This is a genomic window from Pirellulimonas nuda (assembly GCF_007750855.1).
In the GTDB taxonomy this organism is placed as follows: domain Bacteria; phylum Planctomycetota; class Planctomycetia; order Pirellulales; family Lacipirellulaceae; genus Pirellulimonas; species Pirellulimonas nuda.
Map to the genome: position 1 here is coordinate 6,121,615 of NZ_CP036291.1, position 14,154 is coordinate 6,135,768.

Annotated in this window: 13 protein-coding genes and 1 tRNA gene; 8 read left to right on the forward strand and 6 right to left on the reverse strand. The window is 70.1% G+C overall.

What is annotated here, in order from left to right:
* Positions 1-37: 37 nt before the first annotated feature.
* The 4 genes from Pla175_RS23735 to Pla175_RS26315 all read left to right on the forward strand — a co-directional run bounded on the left by Pla175_RS23735 (position 38) and on the right by Pla175_RS26315 (position 2,357).
* The gene (locus tag Pla175_RS23735) at positions 38-760 is read left to right on the forward strand and encodes a hypothetical protein (protein ID WP_145291466.1); all 723 of its coding nucleotides are present in this window, start codon (positions 38-40) and stop codon (positions 758-760) included.
* A 52-nt stretch (positions 761-812) separates the two neighbouring features.
* On the forward strand, positions 813-1,043 hold the full coding sequence (locus tag Pla175_RS23740) for an FmdB family zinc ribbon protein (protein ID WP_145291468.1): 231 nt from the start codon (positions 813-815) through the stop codon (positions 1,041-1,043).
* A 344-nt stretch (positions 1,044-1,387) separates the two neighbouring features.
* Positions 1,388-2,230, forward strand: coding sequence for a hypothetical protein (locus tag Pla175_RS23745; protein WP_145291470.1), 843 nt, complete (start codon positions 1,388-1,390; stop codon positions 2,228-2,230).
* Positions 2,202-2,357 carry a hypothetical protein gene (locus tag Pla175_RS26315; protein WP_197527111.1) on the forward strand — a complete coding sequence of 52 codons (156 nt, stop codon included), beginning with the start codon at positions 2,202-2,204 and terminating at the stop codon, positions 2,355-2,357. The genes Pla175_RS23745 and Pla175_RS26315 overlap by 29 nt, the downstream gene beginning before the upstream one ends.
* A 169-nt stretch (positions 2,358-2,526) precedes the next feature.
* Here Pla175_RS26315 and Pla175_RS23750 read toward each other — a convergent pair whose 3' ends face one another.
* Both Pla175_RS23750 and Pla175_RS23755 read right to left on the reverse strand, forming a co-directional pair.
* A complete protein-coding gene (locus Pla175_RS23750; protein ID WP_145291473.1) occupies positions 2,527-3,042 on the reverse strand; it encodes a ferritin in 516 nt (171 codons plus the stop codon).
* Between the two features lie 106 nt (positions 3,043-3,148).
* A tRNA-Leu gene (locus Pla175_RS23755) sits at positions 3,149-3,232 on the reverse strand.
* Between the two features lie 202 nt (positions 3,233-3,434).
* Between Pla175_RS23755 and Pla175_RS23760 the strand changes: the two genes are divergently transcribed.
* From Pla175_RS23760 to Pla175_RS23770, 3 genes are all read left to right on the forward strand, one after another.
* Positions 3,435-4,220: a type III pantothenate kinase gene (locus tag Pla175_RS23760; protein ID WP_145291475.1), complete on the forward strand. Its 786-nt coding sequence runs from the start codon at positions 3,435-3,437 to the stop codon at positions 4,218-4,220.
* Positions 4,217-5,344 (forward strand): GTPase, encoded by a 1,128-nt coding sequence (locus Pla175_RS23765; RefSeq protein ID WP_145291477.1) that lies wholly within the window; start codon positions 4,217-4,219, stop codon positions 5,342-5,344. Before Pla175_RS23760 ends, Pla175_RS23765 begins: the two co-directional genes overlap by 4 nt.
* A gap of 128 nt (positions 5,345-5,472) precedes the next feature.
* A complete protein-coding gene (locus Pla175_RS23770; RefSeq protein WP_145291480.1) occupies positions 5,473-6,111 on the forward strand; it encodes a hypothetical protein in 639 nt (212 codons plus the stop codon).
* A 27-nt stretch (positions 6,112-6,138) separates the two neighbouring features.
* On the opposite strand, the gene Pla175_RS23775 is transcribed toward Pla175_RS23770, so the two are convergent.
* From Pla175_RS23775 to Pla175_RS23785, 3 genes are all read right to left on the reverse strand, one after another.
* Positions 6,139-7,389, reverse strand: a complete 1,251-nt coding sequence (locus Pla175_RS23775) for a polysaccharide biosynthesis/export family protein (RefSeq protein WP_145291482.1) — start codon at positions 7,387-7,389, stop codon at positions 6,139-6,141.
* 41 nt (positions 7,390-7,430) lie between these two features.
* On the reverse strand, positions 7,431-8,912 hold the full coding sequence (locus Pla175_RS23780; protein ID WP_145291485.1) for a hypothetical protein: 1,482 nt from the start codon (positions 8,910-8,912) through the stop codon (positions 7,431-7,433).
* 219 nt (positions 8,913-9,131) lie between these two features.
* Positions 9,132-10,070, reverse strand: coding sequence for an MBL fold metallo-hydrolase RNA specificity domain-containing protein (locus Pla175_RS23785; protein WP_145291487.1), 939 nt, complete (start codon positions 10,068-10,070; stop codon positions 9,132-9,134).
* Positions 10,071-10,301: 231 nt separating this feature from the next.
* Here Pla175_RS23785 and Pla175_RS23790 point away from each other — a divergent pair, with 231 nt between their 5' ends.
* A complete protein-coding gene (locus tag Pla175_RS23790; RefSeq protein ID WP_145291489.1) occupies positions 10,302-11,102 on the forward strand; it encodes an undecaprenyl-diphosphate phosphatase in 801 nt (266 codons plus the stop codon).
* Positions 11,103-11,138: 36 nt separating this feature from the next.
* Here Pla175_RS23790 and Pla175_RS23795 read toward each other — a convergent pair whose 3' ends face one another.
* Positions 11,139-13,982 carry an SHD1 domain-containing protein gene (locus Pla175_RS23795; RefSeq protein ID WP_145291491.1) on the reverse strand — a complete coding sequence of 948 codons (2,844 nt, stop codon included), beginning with the start codon at positions 13,980-13,982 and terminating at the stop codon, positions 11,139-11,141.
* Positions 13,983-14,154: the final 172 nt, after the last annotated feature.

Consider the following 14,154-nt stretch of genomic DNA (forward strand, 5'->3'; position numbering starts at 1 on the left):
TGCTATCCGTGGTGAAAGAAACGCCGAGCCATTACTCATGACCACAACGCTGCTACCGCTGGCCGACGCCGATTGGCTCCGCGCCCTGGCGCCGCTGCTGCTGATCATTTTCTGGGTCGTGCGGCAGGTGTTCGAGGCGGCCAAGGGCGAGAAGCCACAGCCGCAACCGGGCGCCAAGAAGCCCCCCGTCCGGCCGACGCCCCCCGCAGCCGCCGCCGCGGGGCGGCCGCAAAACGACCTGCGCAGCGAGGTAGACGATTTCCTCCGCCGTACCGGCAGGGCGCCTGAGAATAGGGGGCCGGAGAAGCGCCCCGCCGCTGCCCAGCCGGCCCGCCCGCCACGCCGGCCGCGGCTGGAACTGCTGGTCGAGGACACGCCCGAACCGCCGCGCCGCAAACGCCTGTCCGAGGACCAGCAGCAGCCCGCGTCGGCCCCCACGCCCACAGCGTTTGAGCACAAGGTCGACCCGCAACGCGCGGTGGGAGACCGGCTGAAGCACCTGGCAGAGTCGCAACTGGCCGAGAACGCCGCCCACATGGGAGACGACATCGCCCAGAGTGACGAGCGGCTTGAGGCCCGCCTGCACCAGACGTTCGACCACCGGCTCGGCAAGCTGCAGTCCCGCGAGCAGGCGCCCGCGGCTGCCGTTGCGGGGCCGACCCCTGCCGAGCAGCTCTTCTCCATGCTCAGCACACCCAGCGGCATGCAGCAGGCGGTGCTGCTGAACGAGGTGCTCCGCCGCCCCGACTCGGCGCTATGAAACGTGTCGCGATGAACCACTTTTTGCGCCGCTCCGTAACGGGATAAACCACATGCCCCTGTTCGATTTCGTCTGCCGCGACTGTCAGGCCCAGTCGGAACAACTCGTGCGCCCGTCGGACCCGGACCCCACCTGCCCCGGCTGCGGCAGCGGCAAGCTGATGAAGCTGCTGAGCGTGCCGGTGGCCCACGCGTCGGGCGGCGCCCGCAGTGAATCGGGGGGCAGTGCGATGGGGGGCGGCGGCGGCTGCGGAGGGGGCTGCGCCTGCCACCCCCGCGGCTGAGCAAGGCGAGCCGTCGGCGTAAGCCGCCGGAGCAGCCCAGCGAAAGCCGCCGTCAGCCAGGGCCGGCGGCTCGCCGCCGGGCTGCAATCCCTACAACCGGCCCGGAAAGCCATACCAGCCAACGGTTTACGCCGGGCGGAAAAATTGACAGCGATTTTCCTCGCTGAGTATACTGAGGTTTCGCAGGGCGGTTCTTCGCCCCGCCCGGCCGCCACGACGGCGTCCGGCTTCTGTCAACGGAGTGGCGCCAAGGGGCCGCCCCGAACCGTTTCCAGCAACCAGAACCCTGGTCCTTCGCCCGTCGGTAGCATCTACCCGAGGGGCCGCGGGCCGCGGAGCACACGATGAACTTTATTGGCAAGATCCTCGTCGTCGTCATCTTTGTGCTCTCGATCCTGTTCATGTTCGTGGGCATCCAGGTCTACGCGACCCACCGCAACTGGGAAGAGATCGCCAAGAAGCGCGAGAGCGAGCTGACGCAGTCCCGCTCCGACCTCGAGAACAAGATCGCCTCGTACAACCGGCTCGACGCCGAACTGCAGGGCGAGATCGAGGCCCGCAGCCAGCAGATCCGCAAGCTGGAGTCGGAACGGGAGCTGCTGGAATCGCGCAACGCCACGATCCAGCAGGCCCTGGACCAACGCAACCAAGAGAACCGCGAAGCGATCGCCGCGCTCGACGCCACGCAGAAGAACAACGCCCGGCTCGTAGACGAGGTCGACGGGCTGCGGGGAGAGATCCGGCAGACGCAGACCAACCGCGACGAGCTGTTCGTCAAGACGCTCGACGCCACCGAGGAGCTGCACGCGGTGCGGAACGACCTGGAGCTCGCCACCGAGCGGTCCCGCGACCTGCTGACCGACACCGCCCGCATGACCACCGTGATGAAGAACAACGGCCTCGACCCGGCGCTGCCGGTGGACGCCACCAAGCCGCGGGTCGACGGGTTCGTCAGCGCGACGGGCAAGCGGTCGGGCGAGCAGTTTGTCGAGCTGACCATCGGCTCCGACGACGGCCTCCGCGCCGGCCACACCGTTGAGGTGTTCCGCGAGGGCGGCAAGTACCTCGGCCGGGTTGAGATCACCAAGACCTACCCCGACCGCGCCGTGGGCAAGGTCGACAAGCGCTATCAGCAAGGCCCCATCCAGGAGAACGATCGTGTCGCTACCCGACTCGACCTTAGCTAGCCCGCGGAGCGTCGTCCCGCAAAAGTCGCCCACCACCGTCTACACGGTGATGCTGGTGCTGTCGCTCCTGGCGGTAATCGTGGGGCTGGTGTTCCTGTACCTGGAATGGCAGCGCTACGCTCAGTAGCGAAAAGAATACCCAGTGACCAAGCCCCAATGACCAATACGCGTAGGCGATCGCCTACGCGTATTAGTCATTGGGGCTTGGTCATTTAGGCTTGGTCATTGGGGCTTCCAGCCGGGCAGGGCGCTGCGCCCCGGGCGCTTCGGGCTGCTCTGGCCCCGGGCGCTTCGGGCTACTCTGCCGAAGGCGCTTCGGGCTGGCGGCCGGCTAGCTCTCGGTCGAGGTCCAAGAGCGACGCGCCGTCGTCGCCGATCAGCTTGAACTTGTGCACGATCTCGCGGAGCGTCTTTTCTTCTTCGACCTGCTCGCGGATAAACCACTCGAGTTCCACCAGCGCGGCAAACGCCTTCTCGTGGAACGCCAGCTCGTAGAGCTTCTCGATCTGCACGGTGACGCCCTGTTCCTGCGCCAGCGCGCTGTTGAACACGTCCGCCACGCTCTTGAACTCTTGGTTGGGCTGGGTGATCGGACGCAGGTTCACGCGGCCGCCGCGGGCGACCAGGAAGTCGTACAGCTTCATCGCGTGGGCGTTTTCTTCCTGGCTCTGGGCCCGCATCCAGGCCGCCGAACCGTGGAACTCTTGGTGGCTCAACCAGGCGCTCATGGCCAGGTAGCTGTACGAGGCGTGCAACTCGTTGCCAATCTGTTCGTTGATGGCGTCCTGCATGACGTCGGATAGGCTCGGCATTGCGGCGCTGGGATTTGGGGTTTGGCCGGGGATAAAACAGCAACAACCCGCTCAAAGAGCGGGTTGTTGCACGACGCTCTGATGTTCCGGCCGCTCGAAAACGCAGTGGGCCCGACTGGAGTCGAACCAGCACGCCCTTGCGGGCACAAGGCCCTCAACCTTGCGCGTCTGCCAATTCCGCCACGGGCCCTGGTTCGGCGGCTGGACACCAGCACCACAAAGCATAGCTTGAAGCGTCGGAGCGTCAACCGAACGGGGCCCTATCGGGCGCCAGGTCCTCGGGAGGCCCCTCCGAGGCCCCTCCGGGGCGCGCCGACCTTAGGTCGGCCGCTATTGGGCCCCCACGTGGCCCCGAGAGCTAACACCCAACACCTAACAGCTAATACCTGCAGATGATCGCCGTGGATGTAGGCAATAGCCGGGTCAAGCTCGGGCGGTTCGAAGGCGCCGCCGAGGGGCCGCTGCCAGAACCGGGGTGCGTTGCCTGGTGGCGCGCCGGCGAGGGGGCCGCGGCGTTCGAGCAGGTCTTCGGCCCCGAGGGGCCCCTGCGGGTCGCCCTGGCCGCGGTCAACACGGCTGCGGCCGCGGCGTTTATCGAGCAGGCCCGGGCCTGGGCCGACGGCCGGGGGCGGGCGATCTCCCTCCAGCAGATCGAGAACCGGGACGTGCCCATCGAGAACCGCACCGACGCCCCGGAGAAGGTGGGCATCGACCGCCTGCTGGCCGCGGCCGCGGCCAACCAGCAGCGGCGGCCCGGGGTGGGGGCGATCGTGGTCGACCTCGGCACGGCGATCACCGTCGACCTAGTGTCGCCCGACGGCGCCTTCGAGGGGGGCGCCATCCTGCCGGGGATCGCGCTGGCGGCCCGGGCCCTGGCGGCCGGCACCGACCGGCTACCCGACACGCCGTTCGACGAGCTTTCCGGCGCCCCCGACGCCGTGGGACGCAACACCCAGGACGCCATCGGCGCCGGGCTGTTCTGGGGGGCGGTGGGCGCCATCCGTGAGGTCATCGCCCGGCAACGCGACCGCCTGGTCGCCCCCCCACAAGTCCTGCTCACCGGCGGCGCGGCGCCCTCGGTAGCGCGGCTGATCGGCGGGCCCGACTACGCGGTGCGCTACGTCCCCCACCTGGTGCTCGCGGGGATCGCGATCACCGTCGGCGGGCCGGGACGATGACCGCCGCCGGGGCGACCGCTGTGTGCGTGCTCACGCCCCCCGGCCGCGGCGCGGTAGCGGTGGTGGGGGTCGCGGGACCACGGGCCGCCGAAGCGGTCGACGCCTGTTTCTTGCCCGCTTCGGGGGTGAAGGTGAGCGACCAGCCCCCCGGTGCGATCCGCCTGGGCCGCTGGCTGGCGCGGGACGGCGAAGAGCTGATCGTGGTCCGGCGCCCGCCGGACGCGGTCGAGGTGCACTGCCACGGCGGCGACGCCGCCGTGCGGGGCGTGGTGCGGGCACTGGCAGCGGCCGGGTGCGTCGAGGCTGAGCCGACGCCCCAAGCGAGCCCACCCACGGCCGCCGCCGCGCTGGCCATGCTCGGCCAAGCGACCACGCTGCGCGCCGCGGCCGTGCTGTGGGATCAAGCTGAGGGGGCGCTCGACCGGGCGCTGCGGGGGGTCCGCGACCGCCTCGACCGCGGCGAGTGCGACGCGGCCGGCGCCGCGCTCGACCGGCTGCTGCGGCACGCCCCGGTCGGGCTCCACCTGGTCCACCCGTGGCGGGTGGTGATCGCGGGGTCGCCGAACGTCGGCAAGAGCAGCCTCGCGAACGCGCTGCTCGGCTACGAGCGGTCGGTGGTGTTCGACCAGCCGGGCACCACGCGCGACGTGGTGGCCAGCCGCACCGCCATCGACGGCTGGCCTGTCGAGCTGAGCGACACCGCGGGGCTGCGCGACGCGACCGACGCCGTAGAGCGGGAAGGGGTGTCGCTGGCCATCGAGCGGCTGCGGCGGGCCGACGTGGTGATCGAGCTGTCGGAGGGGCCCGGCGAGGGCGGGGCAGGGGAGGGGGCCTGGTTCGATGCCGGCGCCAGCGGCGCCCGCCGGATCGCGGTCGCCAGCAAGTGCGACACGGGTCCGCCGCTCGCCGCGGAAGACCCACGCCTTGCGACCAGCGCCCGCACCGGGCAGGGGATCGACGCGCTCCTGCGGGCGATCGCCGGCGTGCTGCCGGCGGCGCCGCCGGCGGGCGAGGGGGCGCCGTTCGAGGCAGCGATGGTCGACCGTATCGACTCGGCGCGGCGGCGCTGCGGGGCGGGCGACCCCCAGGGCGCGCTGCGGCTGCTGGCGCCGCTGATCGATTGAATCCGCCGCGGCGGGGGCATCGCACGCAAGCACGCGGTCCGGTTGTGCCGATTATTCCGAACATGCCGGCCTATGCGCCGGGCCCAATCTCAGAGCCATCTGACCGAGCCGATCGCCGGAGCGAAACCATGCAAGCACGGACCGCATTGTCGTTGTTCTTCGCCCTGTGCGCCGCGGGCGCGGCGGCCCAGGGACCCCGGGGCGAGTACACGAACCGGCTGATCTGGGGCAACGAGGTGGCCGATTGGCGGAATTTTGTCGACACAACGGCGCAGCCCCGGCCGGGGTTGAGCGTGCGTGCAGCGACGCCCATGCCCGTGGGGGCCGCGGCCCTGCCGGCCGGCCCTGCCCCGCTTACCCGGCAGACGGAAAACGCGCTGAACTACTTCGGCAGCGCGCGGGCGCGGGCCACGCTGGCGCAGATCCCGCAGCCGCCGACCACCGCCACGATGCAGGCCGCCCCGCCCCAACGCCGCGGGGGCTCGAAGCCCTTCGCCGGCGCCCCCGGCGCGTCGAGCTCGCCGGTGATCTCCCCGTACCTCAACCTCGACCGCTCCGAAGACGCGAGCCAACTGCCGAACTACTACACGTTCGTCCGGCCGCAGCTCGACCAGGAGTCGATCAACCAGAAGCAGCAGTACCAGCTCGGCAGGCTGCAACAGCAGGTGAAGCAGGCCTCGTACGTGAGCCCCGGCGGCGGCGCGGGCGCCCCCGGCACCGGCCACACCACCCGGTTCGGCAACACCGGCCGCTACTACCAGAAGTAACGCGTCCGCCCGCGGTTGCGACGTGCGCTACAGCACGCTGCCCGAGGCGAAGTCGACCCCGAACACGATCTCGCGCGGGAACGCGGCGTAGACGCCGCGGGTGAAGACCTGCTCGATCAGGTCGTCCACGATCTGGATCGGCGACTTGGGGACCAGCACCACGTCGGAGTCGTTCAGCCAGATGTCGTCCGCCGGCACGGGGCGCCGCCCGTACAGGGCGCCGCGGACGTCAACCATGGTCGCCATCAGCCGCCAGTCGTCGCCGCGGCGGAACACCACCACCTGGCGGAGGTTGCCGCCGAGCCGCGAACCCTCGGCCAGGGCGATCGCCTGCACGACCGAGGTGGGCCCCTCCAGCGTGAACCGGCCCGGGCGGGTCACCTGGCCCAAGACGTAGATGAAGCGGGGCGCCCGCGTGAGCAGCGCCACGGTCACCTCGACCCCCGGCACAATGTTGGCGTACCGCGCGTCGACCTCCATCTTGGCCTCGTCCGGGGTGAGCCCCTGGATGTAGATGCTCCCCAGGCCCGGCACCTGGATCGTGCCGTCCGGCGAGACCGTGAGCGTGATCCGCAGGCCCCCCACGCTTCCCGCGCGGCTGTCGACCGTGGCCACCAGGTCTTCCAGCTTGGTGTTCACCTTCACCGGCGTGACGGTGATCGCGGGCACCTTGTACCACTCTTCGTAGCGCTTCCCGATGTCGTCCTGCAACGCCTCGACGGTGCGGCTGGCGGCGGGCACCCGGTTCACCAGCGGCAGCGTGATCATGCCGTCGGGCTGCACCTCGACGATGCGGTCGAGCCGGTCGTCCGCGGCGCCGAGGCTGCCGGGCTCGTTCGCTGAGGGGTTCGAGCCGGCCGTGAGCGACTCGACACGCACCTGGTCTCCAACCTGCAGGTGGTAGGCGTGCCGGAAGATCTCGCGCGTCCGCAGGTAGAACAGCGAGAGCTGATCGCCGACGCGGATGCGGTACTCCGGCACGTGCGGCAGGCGGGCGTGGCCGACGTACTCGCCCTGGGCGTAGCGCTGCCAATCTCCGCAGCTCCGCGAGGCCCAGCTCAGCTCGCCGGCGCCATTGGACGCGGCGCTATCGACCGACCAGATGGGGTTGGGCGCCGCCGGGCTGGTCGGCTGGCACTGGCAGCAGGCCGCTTGGCACTTGGCGACCGCGGGGGCGAGCCGCTCGGCGTGCTGAGCGTGACCCCCGGCCAGCGCGAAGCAGGCCGCCATGAGCAGCGGTAGCGCGATTCGGGCGGGCAGGGTGCGGGTCTTCGCCATGGAGATCGGGGGGTGCTACGGGTCGGTAAGCGAGGGCGGAACTAACGGACGATGGTCGACGGCCCGGCGGGGGCGCCGTCGCCCCAACCCAGCGCGCTGCGGATCGGCCCGGGGCTGCCCGCGGGCCGCGCCGGCGCCGCGGGGGACTGCTGCGCCATGGCGGCGGCCCCTTCGGGCGAGCCGGGCCCGGGCGAGCTGGGCGTGGTCGCCTGGAACTGCGCCGGGTCGACCCACTGCACGCCACGGCTGCGGGCGAACTCCCCCGTCGACTTCTCCGCGGCCGCTAGCTGGTCGGCCCGCGCCTGTGCGGCCAGCGCCTGCTCCGGCCGGCCGAGCGACCGCTCGACCACGGCCAGGTTGCGGAAGATGTTGCTGTCGGGGTTGTGGGGCACCGCTGCGGCCAGCGCCCGGTACGACTCGTCGTAGTGGCCCGACCGCGCCAGGTGGACCCCCACCTCGTTCGCCGCCATGTAGTTTCCGGCGTGGGCGATCGTCGCGGCGCGGAAGTACGACAGGCTCTGTGCCGCGGCGGCCGGCTGGCCCTCGCGTTCGGCGAGCCTGGCGTAGGTCTTGCCGAGGCCGTACAGCGCCATCGACCCGGCCTGCTCGCCCGCCACGGCGCCGCCGAGCTTGGCCTCGCCGTAGCGGTGGTACATGGCGGCCGCCTCGTGCGGGAGCGTGGCGCTGCGTGCGGCCGGGTCCAACGCTTCAAGCAGCGGCGTGTGGTGCGACTGGGCGACCTGCGACACGTCCACGGGCCCTCCCCCCACGGCACGCGCGGTGGCGAAGTCTTCCGACTCTTCGAGCGCCAGCAGGCCCTCCTCGAGCGCCGTGCTGTGGCGGGTCGTCTGCTCCGCGGCGTCCTTGGCGGACGCGATCTTGCGCAGCACGCCGAGGAACTTCTCACGGGCCGCGAACAGGGCGCCGCTCTTGCCTAGCTGGAAGCCCTGCTGCACCTTGGGGGCGAGCGACCGGCTCAGCTCGCGCGACACAGGCGTGTAGGCCAGCGCCTCGGCGGTCGAAACCCGCATCGCGAACGACGCCTCGTCCTCGGCGATCCACGCCGGCGCGTCCTCCGTAACCGCCTCGGGGGCCAGCACGGGGGGGGCCGGTTCTGGCGTCCTCAACGTCAGCCGCGGGGGAGCGAAGCGGAACTCAGACGCCCCCGCGTGCGGCAGCGTCACCTCAGCCAACTCGGCCCGCTCGGCGGATGGGGGTTCCGCCGGCGCGGGCTTCGTCGGTGGGGGTTCGGCGACGGATGACGCGAACGGGTTGGCCAGCAGCCCCTGCCGAGAAGCCGCCTGGGGGTAGGCGTCGACATACGACGGCGCCGGGAGTGCAAGCTCGGCCACGGGGGTGAACGAGCCCTGGGGATCGCTCGGGGGCTCGACCGTTCCGGCCGGACGCAGCCAGCCGGCCGTGACGATCATCGTCGGAGCGAGGCACGCAAGGCCGATGCGGACGACCACCGCCCCGGGACGGGGCGGGTCGATGCGGGGCGGTGGTGCGCCAACAGCTTCCATGCCGGGGCGGGGGGGGCTCGAGGCGGCGTCTGCGGCGCTAACCGGCAGGACGGGGGGGCGGGCTTCCTTGCGTCGTCGGCGGCACAGCGGCCAACCAAGCACAAGGTTCGGCCAGCTCGGCGATCCGCTGACAGCAAAACCGCTGCCGGCCCTACAACCGGAACCCGGGTCGGAGCGGCCCCCACGAAAACAAGCCACTAGCCGACGGGCGCCGCTTGATTAGAACAACCGCTTTTGGGGTTCTGGCGCCAGCGGTCGGGCGTCGTGGCCGCGCGCCAGCAACTGGTCGACGAATCCCCGTGGGCCGTGCGTCACGTAGATCCGCCGCGGCGCGACGCGCTCGACCGTTTCTAGAAGTTCGTTAAAGTCCGCGTGATCCGAGAACGGCAGCGCGTGATCCACCCCCAGCCGCGTGCGGGTCCTGGCGTCGATCGCCCAGCCGGTCAGCGCGATCGACACGGTCTCCCCCAATCCCCCCAGCCGCCAACCACGCTGGCCTCGCGGCAGCGTCATCACCACGTGTCCTTCCTCGGGCCGCCCAGCGTACGGCTTGACCCCCAGCTTTACCCCGCACGCCTCGTACACGCGGCTGGTGGCGTAGATCACGGGGTGTTGCTGCACAGGCCGGCCGTGGCGCACTAGCAGCGCCGCCACCTCCTGCGCCTTGCCCAGCGCGTAGGCGTGGATGACGGGCGTGCGGCCTTCCTTCACGGTCGCCTGGATCAGTTCCAAGAGCTGCGTCTCAACGTCGCCGCGGTCGGGGAACTGAAAGCGGGGGTGGCCGAACGTCGACTCGATCACCAAGGTGTCCGCCTGCGGCAGCGTCGCCGGCTCGGCGGTCAGCGACGGCCGGAGGCGGAAATCGCCCGTGTAGAGCAGCCGCTGGTCGTCCAGCTCCGCCAGCAACAGGGCCGACCCCAGGCAGTGCCCCGCCGGCAGCGCGGTCAGCCGGACCGGGCCCATCGTCCAGGGCTCGCCGTAGGGGGTTTCTCGCACCCGCATCCGGGGCCCGAGCCGGTGCTTGTACAACGCGGCGGTGGCGGGAGTCGCCCAGGCCACCTCGTGGCGCCCCACGTGGTCCATGTGCGCATGCGAAACAAAGCCCCGCGGCTGGCGCCGCCGCACATCGACCGCCAACCCGGCCCGGGTGATGAACAATCCGTCGTCGTAATGAAACAGGGGCGGTCCGCCTGCGGCGGAGGGGCTGGGGGTGGCGCGGCTGCGCCGCGGGGGCTGGGGACGCGCAAGCGATCGGGAGGGGTCTTTCGGATTGCCAGATGCTAGCCGAAGATCGGGACGAACCGCAGCCCCACGCTTGCGCGTCCCCAGCCCCCAGCCCCTCCGCCGCAGGCGGACCACCACCAGCCCCGCGGCGCAGCCGCCAGCCGTATGTCGCTCCTGGAAGTCATCGTTCTGGCCGTTGTCCAAGGCCTCACGGAGTTCTTGCCGGTCAGTTCTTCTGGGCACTTGGTGGTGGCCAACGCCGTGCTGGAGGCGGCCGGCTACCCGCCGGCTCAGGACCTGCTGGAAGTCAGCATCACGCTGCACCTGGGGACGCTGCTGAGCGTGCTGGTGTGGTACCGGCGGGAGATCTTACGGCTGTTTACCGCGGACCGGCGCGTCGGCCTGCTGGTGCTGCTGGCGACCATCCCGGCCGCGATCGTGGGGGTCTGGATCAAGAAACTGGCGCCCCCGCAGGTCGAGGCCCAACTGACCGAAAACGTGCTGCTTGCCGGGTGCTTGTTCCCGGTCACCGCCCTGGTGCTGCTGGCGGCGTCCCGCCGGCGCGAGGGGGGCATCGACTACCCAGAGATTGGCTGGCGTAGCGCGCTGGCGGTGGGCGTCGCCCAGGCGGTCGCCATCCTGCCCGGCATCTCGCGGAGCGGCGCCACCATCGCCGCTGGGTTGGGTGTGGGGCTGCGGCGTGAGTCGGCCGCCACGTTTGCGTTCTTGCTGGCGATCCCGGCGATCGCCGGCGCCGGGCTGCTGGAGGGGATCGAGGCCTACAAGGAGGGGACCACCGGCACCCCCGCGTACGTCCTGGCCGCCGGTTTTGTGGTCTCGTTCGTCGTGGGCCTCGCGGCCCTGGCGGCGCTCATCCGCTTCGTGCGGAGCGGTCGCCTGGGGCTGTTCGCCTGGTACTTGATCCCGCTGGGGGTGGCGGTGGTGTGCTGGCGGTTGGCGGGGTGAGGCATCCGCCAAGCGCTGCGGGTACCGGCCGGCCGCTTACTTTGCCCCGAACAAGCCGTCGGCCAGGTCCGAGGTTCCGTACGCCTTGTCAGAGCCTACGTTTCCCTGCCGGGCGACGTAGCTGGCGAACGTAGCTGAGAGCACCCGGCGGATGTCGGGCGTCGTGAGCCGTTCCAACGCGTCGTCGAGCGACTCGCCCTCTTCGAGGTAGATGTTGCCCCAGACGTCGTAGCTGCCCCCGTCGATCCAAATCGCCTCGCCATTGGCTTCGAAACCAACCCGCGAAAGAGCCGGTCGGATCCAACGCGTGACGATGTCCTGTTCCTCCGGGAACGCGTTCCCACCGACGTTGATGCGGATCTGTTTCTCCTCCTGCATCTTCCTGCACTCGGCGAAGGCGACGAGCTGCGTCGGGCCATCGACGACGGTGTAACCCGCCGCGGTCAGTTGCTTGGTGACCGCTTGTCGCACCTCGTCCACCGAGCCGTACGCCTCGTCAACATCGATGCGGATCGACACCTCGTCCCCCGGCTTGGCGAGCAGGAGCGATTCGGGCGGCCCCAGCGACTCGGCCATCGCCTGGACCTGTTCGTCGGGCAGCACGGTTGAACCGAGGAAAGTCGCTCCCTCACTCTTGGAGCTTGGGATAAACCACATCCGCCCACTCGCCACGGTCGTCGTGGGGGCGAAGAATCGTGCGTCGGCCGTGTACTCCCACAAGAGGACACGTCGCAGCGGGTCGAAGACATGCTTGCCGTCCAGCAGCACAAAGTCCCCGACCCACTCGATGCTCGAGCTGAATCCGATCCCGGAGTGCCAGAGCTCGCTCACCATCTCGCCGGTGGCCATGTCCCAGGTAGCGAGCGCGCCGTCCCGGAGCACAGCCATGTGTTTCAGATCGCTGCTGAACGCGATTTGACGCAAGTTGTTGACGCTATGGAAATACGCTCGCTCGCCCTTGTTGGCCTCAACCGAGCCGACAACGCGGCCCTCCGAGAGATCGAACACCGTGATCTTTTCATCGGAACCAATCGCCAACAGCCGGTGCTGGGGGCCGATAATCACGTGCGGGATTTGGACGCCCAGCGCGATCTCGTACTCAGCGACCGCGGCAGCCCCGAGCTTCCACACGGTGCAGACGCACCCGCGACTCGACACCGTCAGCACGCGATTGCCGGGGAGGAACCAGGCGTAGTCAACATCGCGGGCTCTGTCTTGGCCTCGGCCGGAGGGGTAGGGCTCCCACTCGATAACCGGCTGAAGGTCGGTGGCCGTCATCCGCTGGACGTACACCTTCGAGCCCGCCCCGCTCCCGTCGGACTTCATCAGCACCACCGCCCGATCGGCAAGGGCGTCCAGCACCTTGGTTCCGGGAGGGCCGGCGACGAGCGGCGTGACGCGGCCTCCGGGGGGGTCGACCATGTGCAAGAACGGCTGGGGGGCGCCCCCCACGCCGCCTTTCTGCCGGCTGACAATCACCCGTTTGCCGTCGAGCGACACAAATATCGAAGCGCGTTCGAAGAAGCGCTGCGAGCCGGGGATCGCCGCCAGATCGACCGTGGGGTAGGACTCGCGTTCGCCCAACGGCGGCGATGACGGGGGCGGGTCGAACCGCCACTCGCGGAGCCCCGACTTGTCAAACGGCCTGACATTGCGGCGGTCGACCGCCAGCACCTTCGCCTCCCGCTCCACCGGCCCAAGGCCGGCAGGCCCAGCGCCGCCGGTCGCCCCCGACGCAACGCCCGCCAGGTAGTTCTGGTCGGCCTCGCACAGTTTCGCGACGGGCACGTTGATGGCGTCGCCGCTCTGCTTGCGGAGCGTGACCACCCCGTCCGCTTCGGAAACAAAAGTGGCGGTGACCGAGAAGCGGCCCGAGGCGTCGCTCCACTGGCGCGGCTCGGCGGCCCCGCCACCCCCGCCGACCCCTGGCGCCGGGCCCGTCGCGCGGCGGAGGTAGCCCTCCGGCGCTACGATTCTCAGTTGCGAGCGTCGCTCTAGCTGAGTCTTCAGCGCGCGGCTGGAGACCGCCGCGGCGAGCCGCTCGAGGTCGTCGACCGCCACCATCGTGTTTTTAAACTTTGGCTCGGCTTCCACGACCCCGCGGTACCACTTGCCGGCGATGCTGATCTCCACGCGATCGCCTACGCCGAACTTGTCTTCGCCCTCGCCGCCGCCGCCGAGCCCCCGGTCCCCGAACCCCCCGTCGCCGAACCCTCCGTTGCCGACCCCCCCGTCGAAGCCCCTCCCGAAGCCGCCAAACCCCCGCCCCGCGAGGCCCATCCCGCGAGGCCCGTCTTGGCTGAAGAGTTCATCGACAACGTCGCTTCTTCCAACGGCTTGCGCGCGGGCCTCCAGGGCTTCTTTGGTGATCTCTTCGGGCTGGATGCGAACCTTGACGTAACGCTCGCGATTGTTCCGTTCGAGTACGCGCCCGTAGTCGATCGCGGCGCAGAAGACCTCGAAGTCGGAAACCGGCGCGACGCGTGTCCCCACCCGGCCGTTGATGCTGACGGTGCGGGTGCTGGTGATTTGGTCGGGGGCGGCGAGTTTCACCAGCGCCGTGACGAGCTGCGTCACGTCCGGCTCTCCGCCAGCCTTGTTGCTCTTGCCAAAAAAAACGTCCGCGCCCGCGTTGGCGCTGAACCAGTCAGTGCCCAATTGGAGCTCCTTGATAAGCCCATCGACGATCGCACTATCGTCGACTTCTTTCTTCTCGGCGGCGCCGCGCGGCGCCATGACGATGAACTCGACGACGGCCGAGTCGTCCTGGGCCTCGGCGGCAGTCGGCGCTCCAACCAGGCTTGCCAGCGCAAGCAGCAAGGCAATGCAGCTCGTGGCGGGGCGAAGCGTCGGGCGACCCCACGCGATGCAAGAGTCCATATTGCTCTCCGGTCTCGGAACAAAGCTCTGTCGAATTCAGACGCTCGTTCCCTGCAATATAGCCAACCGCGCAGGCCGGTGGGACACGAAGCGAGGCGATTGCTCCTCGGAACCACGCCCCCTACACTGAAAAGTGAGAGCCCCCCCCAAGCGTCGGCGCCCATCAACTACC